15 protein-coding genes are annotated in these 15,260 nt (G+C 58.8%); 8 read left to right on the forward strand and 7 right to left on the reverse strand.

The genetic code is table 11. The features are described from left to right. Window positions 1-57: 57 nt before the first annotated feature. The 4 genes from FJU08_RS13685 to FJU08_RS13700 are packed head-to-tail and all read right to left on the reverse strand — an operon-like array spanning window position 58 to window position 3,336. Window positions 58-771 (reverse strand): ABC transporter ATP-binding protein, encoded by a 714-nt coding sequence (locus FJU08_RS13685; RefSeq protein WP_141149584.1) that lies wholly within the window; start codon window positions 769-771, stop codon window positions 58-60. Continuing rightward, entirely contained in the window at window positions 768-1,922 is a 1,155-nt protein-coding gene (locus FJU08_RS13690; RefSeq protein ID WP_141149585.1) for an ABC transporter permease, read from the reverse strand. Before FJU08_RS13690 ends, FJU08_RS13685 begins: the two co-directional genes overlap by 4 nt. After that, window positions 1,919-3,091: an efflux RND transporter periplasmic adaptor subunit gene (locus FJU08_RS13695; protein ID WP_141149586.1), complete on the reverse strand. Its 1,173-nt coding sequence runs from the start codon at window positions 3,089-3,091 to the stop codon at window positions 1,919-1,921. The genes FJU08_RS13690 and FJU08_RS13695 overlap by 4 nt, the downstream gene beginning before the upstream one ends. Continuing rightward, window positions 3,088-3,336 carry a hypothetical protein gene (locus FJU08_RS13700; protein WP_141149587.1) on the reverse strand — a complete coding sequence of 83 codons (249 nt, stop codon included), beginning with the start codon at window positions 3,334-3,336 and terminating at the stop codon, window positions 3,088-3,090. The genes FJU08_RS13695 and FJU08_RS13700 overlap by 4 nt, the downstream gene beginning before the upstream one ends. Before the next feature lie 150 nt (window positions 3,337-3,486). On the opposite strand from FJU08_RS13700, the gene FJU08_RS13705 reads away from it, so the two are divergent. The 3 genes from FJU08_RS13705 to FJU08_RS13715 all read left to right on the forward strand — a co-directional run bounded on the left by FJU08_RS13705 (window position 3,487) and on the right by FJU08_RS13715 (window position 6,136). Then, window positions 3,487-4,206, forward strand: a complete 720-nt coding sequence (locus FJU08_RS13705) for a response regulator (protein ID WP_141149588.1) — start codon at window positions 3,487-3,489, stop codon at window positions 4,204-4,206. 2 nt (window positions 4,207-4,208) lie between these two features. Continuing rightward, on the forward strand, window positions 4,209-5,525 hold the full coding sequence (locus FJU08_RS13710) for an ATP-binding protein (RefSeq protein ID WP_141149589.1): 1,317 nt from the start codon (window positions 4,209-4,211) through the stop codon (window positions 5,523-5,525). Window positions 5,526-5,611: 86 nt separating this feature from the next. Beyond that, window positions 5,612-6,136, forward strand: a complete 525-nt coding sequence (locus FJU08_RS13715; protein ID WP_141149590.1) for a Spy/CpxP family protein refolding chaperone — start codon at window positions 5,612-5,614, stop codon at window positions 6,134-6,136. On the opposite strand, the gene FJU08_RS13720 is transcribed toward FJU08_RS13715, so the two are convergent. Further along, window positions 6,116-7,333: a cystathionine beta-lyase gene (locus FJU08_RS13720; RefSeq protein ID WP_141149591.1), complete on the reverse strand. Its 1,218-nt coding sequence runs from the start codon at window positions 7,331-7,333 to the stop codon at window positions 6,116-6,118. The genes FJU08_RS13715 and FJU08_RS13720 overlap by 21 nt on opposite strands. 365 nt (window positions 7,334-7,698) lie before the next feature. Here FJU08_RS13720 and FJU08_RS13725 point away from each other — a divergent pair, with 365 nt between their 5' ends. The 5 genes from FJU08_RS13725 to FJU08_RS13745 all read left to right on the forward strand — a co-directional run bounded on the left by FJU08_RS13725 (window position 7,699) and on the right by FJU08_RS13745 (window position 13,111). After that, complete coding sequence (locus tag FJU08_RS13725) at window positions 7,699-8,724, forward strand: amino acid ABC transporter substrate-binding protein (RefSeq protein WP_141149592.1); 1,026 nt, start codon at window positions 7,699-7,701, stop codon at window positions 8,722-8,724. Between the two features lie 100 nt (window positions 8,725-8,824). Next, window positions 8,825-10,018, forward strand: coding sequence for an amino acid ABC transporter permease (locus FJU08_RS13730; protein ID WP_141149593.1), 1,194 nt, complete (start codon window positions 8,825-8,827; stop codon window positions 10,016-10,018). 1 nt (window position 10,019) lies between these two features. Further along, window positions 10,020-11,174, forward strand: coding sequence for an amino acid ABC transporter permease (locus FJU08_RS13735; RefSeq protein WP_141149594.1), 1,155 nt, complete (start codon window positions 10,020-10,022; stop codon window positions 11,172-11,174). 18 nt (window positions 11,175-11,192) lie between these two features. After that, the gene (locus FJU08_RS13740; RefSeq protein ID WP_141149595.1) at window positions 11,193-11,969 is read left to right on the forward strand and encodes an amino acid ABC transporter ATP-binding protein; all 777 of its coding nucleotides are present in this window, start codon (window positions 11,193-11,195) and stop codon (window positions 11,967-11,969) included. Between the two features lie 695 nt (window positions 11,970-12,664). Next, window positions 12,665-13,111, forward strand: coding sequence for a hypothetical protein (locus FJU08_RS13745; RefSeq protein WP_141149596.1), 447 nt, complete (start codon window positions 12,665-12,667; stop codon window positions 13,109-13,111). A 65-nt stretch (window positions 13,112-13,176) separates the two neighbouring features. Here the strand turns inward: FJU08_RS13745 and FJU08_RS13750 are convergent, their stop codons facing one another. Next, entirely contained in the window at window positions 13,177-13,611 is a 435-nt protein-coding gene (locus FJU08_RS13750) for a DUF1489 family protein (protein WP_141149597.1), read from the reverse strand. 54 nt (window positions 13,612-13,665) lie between these two features. Next, a complete protein-coding gene (locus FJU08_RS13755; RefSeq protein ID WP_141149598.1) occupies window positions 13,666-15,078 on the reverse strand; it encodes an L-serine ammonia-lyase in 1,413 nt (470 codons plus the stop codon). Window positions 15,079-15,260 lie beyond the last annotated feature (182 nt).

The raw sequence follows: 15,260 nt of genomic DNA on the forward strand, positions 1-15,260 counted from the left end.
CGCATCTCCAGATACTGAACCGGCGGTCTTCGTGATCGCCGGTTTTCCATACTCCCTTTACGCCGCCCCCTCTTCATGCCGCTTTTCCGAAACGATCCTGCCGTCCTCGAACGTCAGGATCCGGTCAAACATATCGAAAGCACGGGGATCATGGGTGACGACGACGACCGCGGTGTCACGTTTGACGGCGATATCGCGGAAAAGAGCCATGGCCTGACGTCCGCGCACGCCGTCAAGCGCTGCGGTCGGCTCATCAGCGAGGATCAGCGGCGGTTCATTGGCAAGCGCCCTGGCAATCGCCACACGTTGCTGCTCGCCGCCGGAAAGCCGGCTGGGCTTGTTGTCAGCGCGATGGCCAAGATCGAGCGCCTCCAGTAGCTGATGCGCGTATTTCAGCGCGGGTCCCGCCGGAACATCGTCGATTTCCAGCGCAATCGAGACATTCTCGGCGGCTGAGAGAAAGGGAATGAGATTGGCTTTCTGGAACACGAAACCGATATGGCGGCGGCGGAAATCTCGCAGGCGCCCGAGATCTGCATCTTGAGCATTGACCCGCTCGCCCGCAAGCCAGACCGCGCCGTCACTCGGCGTCGCCAGAAGACCGGCAATCATCAGAAATGTGCTCTTGCCCGAGCCGCTTGGCCCGACAATGCCCACCAGTTCGCCGCGACGGACGGAAAGCGACACGCCATCCAGCGCCTTCACCACGCTGTCGCCACTGCGGTAATGCCGGGTGGCATTTTCAACGCTCAACACCGTTTCCCCGCTCATGAAAGCACCTCCTGTGGCGAGACCTTCAACGCCCGCGCAATCCCGATCCAGCTTCCGAAGCCGCAAATGAAGACCAGTGCAACGGCAAGCATACTGAGCGTTACCCCGTCGATGACGATCCGGCGCGGGAACATCGGAAAGATGATCAACGATCCCAGCACCGCCAGCCCATAGCCGACAATGCCGATCAGCACCGCCTCGCCGCCGATCATGCCGGCGATCACCGAATTGCGGGCACCGATCAGCTTCAGCATGGCGATCTCGTGCAGTTTTTCGAGTGTCATCGTGTAGATGATCAGCGAGACGACAAGAAAGGTGATCGCCAGAATGAGAATGGTGAAGGCCAGGATCTGGAAGCGCAGCTTGCCGAGCCGCTTGTTGAGGATCATGTCGCGCTGCTCGCTGTTGGTCACCACTTCCGCATCGCCCCAGGATGATATCCGGTTGATAACCGTCTGCTCATCGGCCGCCGGATCAAGCGTTACCAATACCGCTGCAATCTTGCCGGCATTGGGCGCGATCGCCGTCGCAGATGTGCTGTCGGCTGCTGCGGCACGGGCGAGCAGCACTTCCTCGGATGTGCGCCTCTGGGCCAGTTCCATCACATCGGCCGTCGACATGAACAGCATGCCGTCGCCGCTCATATCGACCATGCTCCTGGCAATGCCGACAATGGTGATGTCCTCCTTGTCGAGCTTCACCTTTTCACCCAGCGCCAGCCCGGTATTCTCATTGGCGATCGCCTCGAAACGGTTGGCGCTCAGGTGCCGGCCAGCAACGAGCGGGATCCACTGCCCGGTATCGCTTGGCGTATCAAGGCTGGTAACGGCAACGCGCAACGGCCTGCCCTCATCCTCAAACTGGTAGCTGAACTGGAGGAAGCGCCGCGTTGCCGCAACGCCCGGCACGCCTTCCACCCGCCGGTCCATATTGGCAGGCACCGAAGAGTTTTCGGCAAATGGCCCCTCACGATCGCCCTGAACCACCCACATGTCGGTGGAAATCGCGTCGATCAGCAAAGTCGCGTCGTCAACAATGCCACGGTAAAGCCCGGTCATTCCGACAACGGCCATCAGCAGGAAGCCAACGCCAAGCGCGGTGAGCAAAAAGCGGGCTGGTGAATGGAGAATATCGCGAATGGCGAGCTTCATTGCCCGCCCTCCTCAGGCTTCACCGGCATATAGGCAAACAGCCTCCGGCCCGGTTTGACCGCAAGCGTGCCTTCAGGGATCGGCGTGACCAGCACTGCGCGGGTCGCCGAGCCGCCGGCAAAGGCGACGGGCGTGAAATGGATCCGGCCATGCTCAACCAGCCACAGCCCGGCCACATCGCGCCGCCGGTCAATCAACGCCTTGTCGACACTGGGCAAGGTCGTCTGTTCCGCCACAGCGATGTGAACGCGCGCGCGCTGATCGATCGCCCAGTTCTTCGGCAGGGAATCGAGCTTCACGTCGACGGAGAATTCACGGGTTTCGGTATCGACGAACCGGTTGATCCTGAGCACTGAACCGGTAATCTCCTCGCCGTTGAAGTCAGCTGAAACCTTCATGCCGGGATCAAGCCTGGCAATCAGGCTTTCATCAAAGCGCGCGGAGAGCACCAGCGAGGCTGGATCGACAAGCTGGACAATGCTGACACCCGCCGTGACCACCGCACCAACGCTTTGATCACGCGAGACCACAATCCCGTCGAACGGTGCACGAATCACCGTTTCCGACAGGTTGGCATTGGCAACGGCAAGCGCTGCCTTATAGGCATCGACATTGCCCTCAGCCTGGGCGATGGCCGCCCTCGCCTTGTCCAGTTCGGCCGTGGCCTGACGGGCGTCAGCCTCGGCATTGTCAAGCGCGGTCTGCGTCGTGGCACCCGTCGTCATCAGCTGCTGCTGACGCTTGTGAAGCCGCGCGGCATTTTCACTGACGGCACTGACACTGGCGAGATCCGCTTTCGCCGCAACGACCGCATTCTGTCCGGCGCGAAGCTGCGCTTCGGCCTGCAGAACCGCCGCCTCGGTATCGCTGTCAACAAGGCGCACCAGAATTTCGCCGGCGCGCACCTGATCCCCCTCATCAACATTGATCGCGGCAATACGCCCCGAAACCCGGCTGGCAACCGAAGTCATGGTCAGTGCATCAAGCGTTGCCGGACCGAGGGTTTCACTCACCAGCGGCACGACCGAAACGGCACCGGCCTCAACGGTTTTCGGATAGAAATATCGGTAGCCGGCAAATCCAACGGCGGCCACGGTGCAGATTGCCGTGACGATCAACATGGGCGAGATGCGCCGCCGGCGCCGTTGCGGCTTTTGCAATGGCGTCATTGGCCGCTCATTTCTGCACGTTCGGCCCGTGCCTTGTCGAGAGCCACCTGGCAATCGGGACTGAAGGCGTGAATATTGTCGGCGATGCAGGCCTGAAGCTTGCCGTCACTGCGCGCGACATGAGCGCAATAGGCCTGCAAATCGGCCCGGCAGACGGCCCGCAGATCAGAAAGCGATGTCGCGGCAAAACTGGTTCCGGCGGAAAGCCCAACAGCAAGGCAGACGGGGACGAGGACACGAAACATGTATCATTCTCCAGGGGCTGGTTTTCGATGCATGACGGTTTGCCGGGTTTTCTTTGCACCGTTTTTGCAAAGCCTGACTGCTTTGTTACAGTTTGTATCCCGCTGCCCGCAGCGCTTGCCAAAGCACGGACACGGCACCATCCTTTTCCCATGACCACCAGGAAACTCATTATTGTCGAAGACGACCCGGAAATCCGCGCGCTGCTGGCCGAATTTCTCGGAGCGGAAGATTATGAGGTACGCGTCGCCGATAATGGCGCCGCCTTTGATCGGCTTGTCGCTGCCGGAATGCCGGATCTGGTCGTACTCGATATCATGCTGCCCGGTGAGGATGGTTTTTCCATCTGCCGGCGCCTGCGCGGCCACTCCAGGGTTCCTGTCCTGATGCTGACGGCCAAACGCGACGATATCGACCGCATTGTCGGCCTTGAGCTCGGCGCCGATGATTACCTCGTCAAACCCTTCAACCCGCGCGAATTGCTGGCACGCATCCGCGCCATCCTGCGGCGCACCGGCGGGGATCGCGATGTGGGCGACAATCCGCGCCGCATTCGCCGTTTCGAAGATATCAACGTCGATCTCGATGCGCGCTGTGTCACAGATGCAGACGGCCGGATCATTGATCTCACCACCGCCGAATTCGACCTGCTGGCCAATCTTCTGGAACGCCCGCAACGGGTTCTGTCCCGCGAACAGCTACTCGACCTGACACGCGGGCGAACCCATATGGATCCCTTTGACCGCACCATCGACGTCACGGTGTCGCGGCTCAGAGCCAAATTGCAGCCTCATCTGGGCGACGGTGTCAATGTGATCACCACCGTGCGCAATGCCGGCTATCTGTTCTCCGCAAGCGTCACCAAGGGCTGAAGATGAAACGGTTCGGCCTCGTCACCCGGCTGATGCTGATCATCGCCGCCGCCTTCCTGGCAATCCAGCTGGTGGCCCTCATCCTGTTTCTCTCACTGCGAGTTACCAGCCCGGTCGAAACGCTCCTGAAGGTGCCGGAACGGATCGCAGCATTGGTCGAACTCCTGGATCGCTCGGATACGCAAACCCGCAGCCTTGTGCTTGCGGCGGGAGCCGGGGGAGACCGGACGATTGCCATCATTGCCCGCCCCGAGCCGGAAAGCGGCGCGCGCTTCGGCTTGCCGCGCATTCGCGACGCCGTCGAAAATGCGCTCATCGCCCGCGGGATCACCAATCGCACCGTCCGGACCCGCGGCGTCAGCGGTACCGTCTTCGGCAATGACGGCAGCTATGAAGTCTATGTCGAACTCCGTGACGGCAGCTATCTGGAAGTCAAACTCCGCGACAATGTAACGATCCGGCTGCTCGGCGTTCCTGTCGGCTTTTTCGCCGGCGTGACCGGCCTTGTCATCGCGCTGGTTGCGCTGATTGCCATCGCCCGGCAGATGCGCCCGCTCGTGGCGCTGTCACGTCAGGTCGAGCGTTTCGGCACATCAGCGCCGCAACAACCGATAGATGAAACAGGTGCTGCCGAAATCCGGCAGCTGATCGCAGCCATCAACCGCATGCAGAAACGTATCGATACTCTGGTTTCCGGCCGAACCATGCTGCTCGGCTCCATTTCACACGATATGGGAACCTATCTGACCCGCCTGCGTCTCAGGATCGAAATGATGCCAGAAAGCACAAGACGCGATGGCGCCATCGCCGACCTTGAAGCGATGCAGGCGCTTCTGGCGGAAACACTCGATTTCGCCGCTGTTTCAACCGCCATGCAAGATGGCAAGGGCGCCCCGCTTGTCGCAGCACTCACAAGCCAGCTCGCCGATATAGACAGGGCCCTTTATACGTTCACCGCCGAGATGGACGAAATCCGCGTGGCGCTGAGTGAGGTTGCGTTGATGCGCATTGTTGCAAATCTGATCGGCAACGCGGCACGCTATGCATCGCATTTCGATATCCAGCTCAGCGCCGACGCTCATCATGCCCGCCTTGTCATCGACGATGATGGTCCCGGCATTGCGCCGGAAGAACGTGACAAGGTTTTCGAGCCGTTCTACCGCGTGGAACATTCCCGCAGCCGTGAAACCGGCGGGACAGGTCTCGGGCTCACCATCGTCAAGCAGATCGTCGATGCCGCCGGCGGAACGATTGTGCTGACGTCGTCGCCTGCCTCCGGCCTTGGCGTCATCATAACCCTGCCGCTCATGCCCGGCTGAAATGAAATGAAACAAAGCGACGAACGGCTGCAAAGACCGTTTGGCACGCTTCGCCCGTTCCCATCGCTTGAAGGAAGGACGAAGTCATGATGATGAACCCGGCGCGACGGGGCCTAGCCGCCGTCGCCATCTTCGCGCTCACCCTGCCCCTGTTGCCGGCCACCGGGGCCTCGGCCCACGGGCCAGTGAATGCGCGCCTCTGCCAGATGCTGGCCGATCCGTCAGCACGTCTCGCCAATCTCGATCCGACCCGCATGCGTCTTGCCGCCGTGGCCTTTCTCGCGGATCAGGAGCGCGCTATCGGCATTACGGCTGCGCAGAAACCAGCCTGGAACAGTTTCGCCGAGGCCGTGATCTCTCTGGTGCCAGACCAGACGCAGATTGATGCGTTGCGGAACATGCTCGCAGAACGGCAATCACAGGAAGGTCTGAAAAGCCTTGATGTTGCAGCCTTTGCAGCACAACAGATGGCGCTTCGTGGCCAGAAGGGTACAGCCCTCGCCAAGGCCACGAAACAGTTGAGAGCCGTGTTGAGCCCGCAACAGATTGAAGCCGCCCGCCTTCCCGACAGGCGCCTCATGCCCGGACTGTCAGCGGCTTGCCACGGCTGACAGGTGGGGCCTGCCCGAAGACAGGGCATCCAACCCGCGCTGCAGGTCGGCAACGATGTCAGCGACATCCTCCAGACCGATCTGCAGGCGGATAACCGGCCCTTCCTCAGGGGCGAGCGCTACCGTGCGCGACGACAGGTTCACCGGTACCGCAAGCGATTCGTAACCGCCCCAGGAATAGCCGATGCCAAAGAGTTCCAGGGCATCGAGGAAAGCATGCTGGCGGGTCTTGAATTCACCCTCATCCGCCTTCAATACGAAGGAGAAAAGGCCGCTTGCGCCCTTGAAATCACGCTTCCACAGCGCATGTGTCGGGAAGCTTTCCAGCCCCGGATGCAGCACGCGGGCAACCTCCGGGCAGCTTTCGAGGAAACGGGCCACTTCCAGCGCGCTCTTTTCCTGATGTGCCAGCCGGACACCCATGGTGCGCAGCCCCCTGAGGATCTGGTAGCTGTCATCAGGTGCGCCGCAGACCCCCATCCAGGTGTAGTTGTCATAAAGGCGTTCGAAGCATTTCTCGTTGGCCGAGGCGGTGCCCATCAGCACATCGGAATGGCCGGAAAAATATTTCGTTGCAGCCGTGAGAGACAGGTCCACACCAAAATCGAGCGGCTTGAAATAAAGCGGCGTTGCCCAGGTATTGTCCATCGAAACGATCGCATCATGGGCATGTGCAACCTCGCTGATGAGGCGGATATCCTGGACTTCAAACGTATTGGAGCCCGGAGCCTCGGTATGGACGAGACGGGTATTGGGCTTGAACAGACGCTCAAAATCAGCCCCCTCCTCAGGATGGTAATATTCGACCTCGACGCCCATGCGGGTCAGAACCTTGTCGGCAAAACGGCGGGCCGGATCATAAACCGAATCAACGATCAGCACATGATCACCCGGCGATACGAAAGCGAGCCAGGGCAGCGTGATCGAAGCAAGGCCAGAGGGATAGATCAGCGTACCGGCAGAATTTTCCAGCGTGTCGACAGCCGCGCACAACGCATCGGTGGTCGGGGTGCCATGGGTGCCATAAGTATATTTCTGCTCGCGCTTTTCCGTGGCGCCGGCATCGGGAAACAGCACTGTAGAGGCATGGACAACCGGCGGGTTTACAAAGCCATGAAAGTCAAGCGGCTCGTAACCGATATGGGCCAGCCTGGTATTATCGCCTGCAAAAGAGGCAGCGTCATGTTTTTTTGACATTGGGCAAGTCTACTCTGATCAATCGGGAAGGTCTTATTCACTCTTTTGAATCGATGATGCCCACTGGTCAAGTCAGTTGGCTAAACAGCGTAAAAGACTGAACAATTAAATCGGCTGACAGCGCTAAATTTGTGACCAAATATGTGCTTAAAATTTCGATTTTTGCCTATTTTTTTCTCATAAATGGACGTTTTTCGCAAAATCAGTCCGTTTTTTTTGAGCAAGTCTTGACCATCTGGAAAATTGCGACTGAGATGTGCTGGCTCGCACCGAGGGGTTCGCCGAGCAGCGGCTGGTGCCTTAAATTATATTTCGCGATCGAGGGGACCGGTTGCTATTTTCAATGATAAACAAAGGTTGGGAAAATGAAAAAGACGCTTCTGTCTGCCGCTCTTGGCGCAGTGGTCTTTGGCCTCGGCGCTCATGGCGCGTCGGCCACGACGCTCGATGACGTCAAGGCAAAGGGCTACGTCACCTGCGGCGTCAGCACCGGTCTTCTTGGCTTCTCTGCAGCCGACGACAAGGGAGAATGGTCGGGGCTGGACGTTGATTATTGCCGCGGCATTGCTGCTGCAATCTTCGCCGATCCGACGGCTGTAAAGTTTGTGCCGACCACCGGCACCGATCGCTTCCCGGCTCTGCAGTCCGGTGAAGTCGATGTTCTGACACGTAACACTACCTGGACGCTGAGCCGCGACACCTCGCTCGGCTTCAACTTCCGCGCCGTCAACTATTACGATGGCCAGGGCTTCATGGTTCCGAAGAGCCTGGGCGTTGATTCCGCCCTGCAGCTTTCCGGCGCCGCTGTCTGCGTCCAGTCCGGCACCACGACGGAACTGAACCTCGCCGACTATTTCAAGGCCAACGGCATGGAATACAACCCGGTTGTATTCGAAGCACTTGAAGACGTGAACAACGCCTTCGATCAGGGCCGTTGCGACGTCTACACCACTGACCAGTCTGGCCTTTATGCTATCCGCCTGACGCTTTCCAACCCGGATGATTACGTCATTCTGCCGGAAATCATCTCCAAGGAACCGCTTGGCCCGGCCGTTCGCCAGGGCGACGACCAGTGGTTCGACATCGTTTCCTGGGTTCAGTATGCGATGGTCAATGCGGAAGAAATGGGTATCACCATGGCCAATGTCGACGACATGGTTTCTTCCGACAACCCGAACATCAAGCGTCTGCTCGGCGGCGAAGCTGACAGCAAGCTCGGCACCGATCTCGGCCTTGATGAAAAGTGGGCTTACAACATCATCAAGTATGTTGGTAACTACGGCGAAGTCTTCGACAAGGATGTCGGCACCGGCAGCCCGCTGAAGATCGAGCGCGGCCTCAACGCCCTGTGGACAAAGGGCGGCCTGCAGTACGGCCCGCCGGTACGCTAAGACCGGTACACTACCCTTTATGGTCATGAATACGGCAAGGCGGGTTCTGCCCGTCTTGCCCTTACAAAAATAAACCAGACAAAGGGCTTTCGGGGAAAATATGGCTGAGCAGACAAACAATTCTCCCATGCGGGAATCCAGCATTGCGGCAATGCTTTACAATCCTGCCGTGCGTGGTTTCTTCTACCAATTCATAACGCTGGTCCTGTTTCTTGCAGCGATCTGGTGGGTGGTTGACAACACGGTGGCGAACTTGAACCGGGCCGGTATTGCCTCCGGTTTCGGCTTTCTGGGAAATCGCGCCGGCTTCGATATTTCGCAGTCGCTGATTCCCTACAATAATGACATGACCTATGGCCGCGCCTTTGTGGTCGGGCTCATCAACACGATTGCGGTCTCGATCACGGCGATCATCACGGCCACGATCGTCGGCTTTATCGTTGGCGTCGGGCGCCTGTCACGCAACTGGCTGGTGGCCAAGCTCTGCCAGGTCTATGTGGAAATCTTCCGCAACATTCCCCCGCTGCTCGTTATCTTCTTCTTTTATACCGGCGTGCTGTCGATCCTGCCATCTCCGCGCGAATCGCTGGAGCTGCCGCTGGATATGTATCTGAACAATCGCGGGCTCACCGTTCCTATGCCGGTCTTTGGCCCCGGATCGATCGCGATCCTGATTGCCTTCGTCATCGGCATCGTCGCAACGATCGGCATTTCGATGTGGGCCAAGAAGCGTCAGATGGCGACTGGTCAGCAATTCCCCGTTTTTTCGACGGGCCTTGCTCTCATCATCGGTCTTCCGGTTCTGGCCTTTTTTGTCACCGGCATGCCCGTCACCTTTGACATGCCCAAGCTCGGACGCTTCAACCTGTCGGGTGGTGCCTCGCTCCGTCCGGAATTCATGTCACTCTATCTGGCGCTCTCGCTCTACACCGCCGCCTTCATGGCTGAAATCATTCGCGGCGGCATCAATGGTGTTGCCAAGGGACAGACCGAGGCCGCCAATGCGCTGGGCCTGCACCCCAATCTCGTCACCCGTCTCGTGGTCGTACCGCAGGCGATGCGCATCATCATTCCGCCGCTGACATCGGAATATCTGAGCCTGACGAAGAACTCTTCGCTCGCCATCGCCATTGGCTATGCCGATATCGTTGCCGTCGGCAAAACGATTCTGAACCAGACCGGTCAGGCCGTTGAAGTCGTGACGATCTGGATGGTGGTCTATCTGTCGCTCAGCGTGCTCACCTCGGTGTTCATGAACTGGTTCAATGCCAAGATGGCGCTGGTGGAGAGGTAAGATGGTGCACGACGTCAAATTCGTCCGATCGGAAATGCTCGGCCAGTCCGCAGCACCCGAAAACACGCATTCAATCGCATCCTGGACCCGCGCCAACCTTCTGGCCACACCCAAGGATGTCATTCTGACAATCATTGCCATCGCTCTTCTGGTCTGGGCCCTGCCGCCACTGATCGACTGGCTGTTCATCAATGCCGCCTGGACCGGCTCCGGCCGCGAAGCCTGCGCCACGGTTGCCCAGGGCGGTATCCGGCCGGAAGGCTGGAGCGGCGCCTGCTGGGCCTTTGTCGGCGCCAAGTTCGATCAGATCCTGTTCGGGCGCTATCCCGATGCCCAGTTCTGGCGGCCGATCCTGGTCTTCGTGCTGTTCACGATCCTGCTGATCCCGATGCTGATGCCCTCGGCACCGAAGAAGGGGCTGAACGCCGTTTTGCTCTTCTTCGTATTGCCGATTGTGTCTTTCATCCTGATCTATGGCGGCTATTTCGGCATGCCGCGTGTCGAAACCGCTGACTGGGGCGGGTTGATGATCACGCTGATCCTGTCCTTCTTCGGCATTGCCGTCTCGCTGCCGCTCGGTATTCTGCTGGCGCTCGGGCGGCGTTCCAAGATGCCGGTGATCAAGATGCTGTCTGTGATCTTCATCGAAGTCGTGCGCGGTGTGCCGCTGATCACGGTCCTGTTCATGGCCAGCGTCATGCTGCCGCTGTTCCTGCCGCAGGGCTGGACTTTCGACAAGTTCCTGCGTGCGGTCATCGGTGTGTCGCTGTTTACCTCCGCTTATATGGCAGAGGTTATTCGCGGCGGCTTGCAGGCCATGCCCAAGGGCCAGTTTGAAGGCGCTGCCTCGCTCGGGCTCTCCTACTGGCAGACCATGCGGCTGATCATCCTGCCGCAGGCCATCAAGCTGGTTATTCCGTCGATCGTGAACATCTTCATCTCGATCTTCAAGGATACGTCGCTGGTTTCGATCATCGGCATGTTCGATCTGCTCGGCATCATCAAGTTCAACTTCTCCGATGCCAGCTGGGCTTCACCCATGACACCGCTCACCGGTCTCGTCTTTGCCGGTTTTGTCTTCTGGCTGTTCTGCTTCGGCATGTCGCGTTATTCCGACTTCATGGAACGCCATCTCGACACCGGGCATAAACGATAGGAATTGAAGGGGAAAATCATGGCTGACCTATCCCATGAATCGCAGATGACCGTTTCGGAAACCGAAGTTGCGGTCGAGCTTATCCATGTCAACAAGTGGTATGGTGACTTTCACGTGCTGCGCGACATCAACCTCAAGGTCATGCGCGGCGAGCGCATCGTCATTGCCGGTCCATCGGGTTCCGGCAAGTCGACGATGATCCGCTGCATCAACCGCCTTGAAGAGCATCAGCAGGGCGACATCATCGTCGACAATGTCGAACTCACCGACGATCTGAAAAAGATCGACGAAGTGCGTCGCGAGGTCGGCATGGTGTTCCAGCACTTCAACCTGTTTCCGCATTTGACCATCCTGGAAAACTGCACGCTGGCGCCGATCTGGGTGCGCAAGATGCCGAAAAAGGAAGCCGAAGAAATCGCAATGCATTACCTGACGCGGGTCAAGATCCCCGATCAGGCCAATAAATATCCCGGTCAGCTTTCCGGCGGTCAGCAGCAGCGCGTGGCGATTGCCCGTTCGCTGTGCATGAGCCCGAAGATCATGCTGTTCGACGAGCCCACCTCGGCGCTCGACCCGGAAATGATCAAGGAAGTGCTGGACACCATGGTTTCACTTGCCGAAGAAGGCATGACCATGCTCTGCGTCACCCACGAAATGGGCTTCGCCCGCCAGGTTGCCAACCGGGTTATCTTCATGGACCAGGGACAGATCGTCGAGCAGAATTCGCCAGCCGAGTTCTTCGATAACCCGCAGCATGAGCGGACCAAGCTGTTCCTCAGCCAGATCCTGCACTGATCCGATCAGACAGAACCTGAAATTGAAACGGGCCGGAAAACGGCCCGTTTTAGTTTGCTGACAAACCTCCCCCTTTTTCTGACGTCATGCCTGTGCTTGGTCCACAGGCATCCAGCTGCTATGCGTCTGCACGGAGAAAAACTCCTATAATCCAATGCTATGAAGAGCCTGGATCCCCGTGACGAGCACGGGGATGACGACGGAGGGTGAGGCTATTCCACCTCCAACAAGCAATCTGAATGGCTTTGTCAGCAGTCTGACGGGCCGAAAATGGCCCGTTTTCTTTTTGACAAGACATTTCCAGACGACAGCATCGTCCTTTGTGCATCCGAATGGATGCACGGCGCTCTGGCCGTTCCCGCAAACGACGAAGGGAACGCTGAAATGGTGCTCCCCTCCCCGTTGCCAAGAATTGCAATAGCAGCTCTATGCGCTGCCGGCCTTTCCTTCCGGCGAAGCAGAATGGAAGCTTCCGCGAACCGGTAATGACATCCACAACCACATTCGCCCTGATCCGGAAAACCGGCCCGATTGAGCTGCACGACATTCGGATTTTCGATTTTTTCATAGGATGGACAGGGATTCTTTTAGGCGGGCAACAGCGGAAATGACCGTTGCAGGCAAATCCTGGCAGCAGCTCACCAGATGCATGTCCAGCCAGAAAATTTTCTTCGAAAAGCAGGAAGAAATCCAAGATGAATAACGAACCATATGCCAACCGAAACCTCAATATCAATGAAATACTCCTGCGCCGGGCGCTGGAAGCCGCGCAGAGACGCCAGAATGATCTGGAACAGCAGCAAGAGCAGGAAAGGCAAAGACAGGAGGCGCAACAACGGCAAGATGATTTCAACAGGAATGCAAGCCTGACGCAACGCAGCGCTCTTGCCGTGTTCGAGGAGGCAAACCGGAATGGCACAGCGGTCAAGGATCTGCCTATACCTCCAAAGATGCAGGCCTTGGTCAGATCCTTCGATGACGGCAAACAAAAATCGCGAGATGCACAGCCTTCGACAAGCGCGAATACGTATCACCCCGCTCCCCAGGACTTTGCCGGCGCGCCCTCGGGCCACAGAAACGATGCGCAGAATATCATGGATGATAATGTCAGCGCCGGGGGCTCTTGGAACCAGTCACGGTAGCGCCCAGCAGGGGCGCCGCGGCAGCGGCGTTCCGCAATGCCTCAAAAGCAAAGAACAGGCGTGTGTCAGAGCAATCCCAGCTCGGCAAGCTCGGCACGAAGTTCATCAGGCAGTTCCTCACCGCCCTCGCCCATATCGAGGTCGCGCGGCGCCTCCTCGCCCTTGAGATAGCGCCAGCCCTGGAACGGACGGCGGGGCACCGGCACGGTTTCGACCACCTGCGGCGCCAAAATGAGGTCGCAGCGCTCGATCCCCTGTCCGTCCGTATGGTTGGCGATATCGAGAAGTGCCTGGCGCGCGCGCACCTGTCCGTTGATAACCCAGTAGAGCGAACCGCCATCCAGCAGCTCGTCACGCCGCTTCGGCGTCATCCGCGTGGTATGGACACTGTGCGGCTCCATTCCGGCGGAAATCGCCGCCATGGCGCGGTCAGCAACCCATTCGCGCAGATCGTCAATGCCGGTCGCACCGACGCAGAGTTTGAGAATGTGAAGGCTCATAATCTTCTTGAACCGCCGATGGTGATCGCGGTCAAGCCCCAATTCATGGTGATTTCAGCAATCCACCACATTGACGGCGAGACCACCGAGTGAGGTTTCCTTGTAACGCTCGTCCATATCACCACCGGTCTGGCGCATGGTTTCGATGCAATTGTCGAGCGGTACGAAATGACTGCCATCGCCCTTCAGCGCCAGCGATGCCGCCGTCACCGCCTTCACCGCCCCCAGAGCATTGCGCTCGATACAAGGCACCTGCACAAGCCCCGCGACAGGATCACATGTCATACCGAGATGATGTTCGAGCGCGATTTCGGCGGCGTTTTCGATCTGCTCCGGTGTGCCGCCCATGGCGGCGGCGAGACCGGCAGCGGCCATGGCAGAGGCCGAGCCGACTTCGCCCTGACAGCCGACTTCGGCGCCAGAGATGGACGCATTGGTCTTTATGATGCCGCCGACCGCTGCGGCAGTCAGCAGGAAATCGCGGATCGTTTCCCGCCCCACACTGTCGTGAAATTCACGGAAATAGCGCAAGGTGGCGGGAATGACGCCGGCCGCACCATTGGTGGGCGCCGTCACAACCCGCCCTCCCGCGGCATTTTCCTCATTCACCGCCATGGCGAAAACGGAAAGCCAGTCATTGGCCATCATCGGATCGAACTGATTGTGCTGCCGATCGTTGAGAAGCCGCTGATAAAGCCTGCCGGCGCGACGCTTCACCCTGAGACCGCCGGGCAGCACGCCTTCGCCTTTCAGCCCGCGATCAATACAGTCGCTCATGGTTGCGTAGAGCCGGTCGAGCCCGCTATCAAGCGCTGTCCGGGACATATGCGCTTCCTCGTTGGCACGTTTCATAGCAGCAATCGTCAGGCCGGATCGTGCGGCCATGCCCAGCATTTCACGCGCACTACGGAAGGGAAAGGGCACATCTTGCACACCAGCAGCCCGCACCTGGTCCGGACCATTGTTCCGCAAGGCCTCAAGCTCGGTATCACTGAGCACAAACCCGCCACCGATCGAATAATAGGTTCGCCTGAGCAGGACGGCGCCATTCTGGTCCAGAGCCGAAAAAATCATGCCATTGGCATGGCCCGGCAGAGGCGTCTTGCGATCAAAAACGAGATCCTGATCGATATCGAAAAGATAGGGCTCATGGCCTGGCGGCGTCAACCTATGGGTTTCACGGACACTGGCAATGATCCCATCCATCCGGTCAGGCTCGACCGTTTCCGGCCGTTCACCGGCAAGACCGAGGATCACGGCCCGGTCTGTTGCATGGCCCACGCCGGTAAAGGCGAGCGAGCCATGCAGGCTGACGGCAAGCCGCACGACACGCGCGCCGGCCGGACGCGGCCAATCAGCCGATGCAATCAGATCAAGGAATCGCGCGCCTGCCGACATCGGCCCCATTGTATGGGAGCTGGACGGTCCGACACCGATCTTGAACACCTCAAAAACCGATAGAAACATGGCCTTGCTCCCTGCTCCGAATGCCGCGTTATTCAAAAAGGGTAGCGATGGATTGCGGCAAGACAAGCGCTTGCGACCGACACCGCTTCTGCCATGGGCGACACCTGTCAACATCAGGCGCGGCGAAGAGACCTCACAGCCAGAACGAAAACAACGGCGGATCCGAAGGAGGATCACGCCGT

The sequence above is a fragment of the Martelella alba genome (assembly GCF_006516955.1).
GTDB classification, from domain to species: domain Bacteria; phylum Pseudomonadota; class Alphaproteobacteria; order Rhizobiales; family Rhizobiaceae; genus Martelella; species Martelella alba.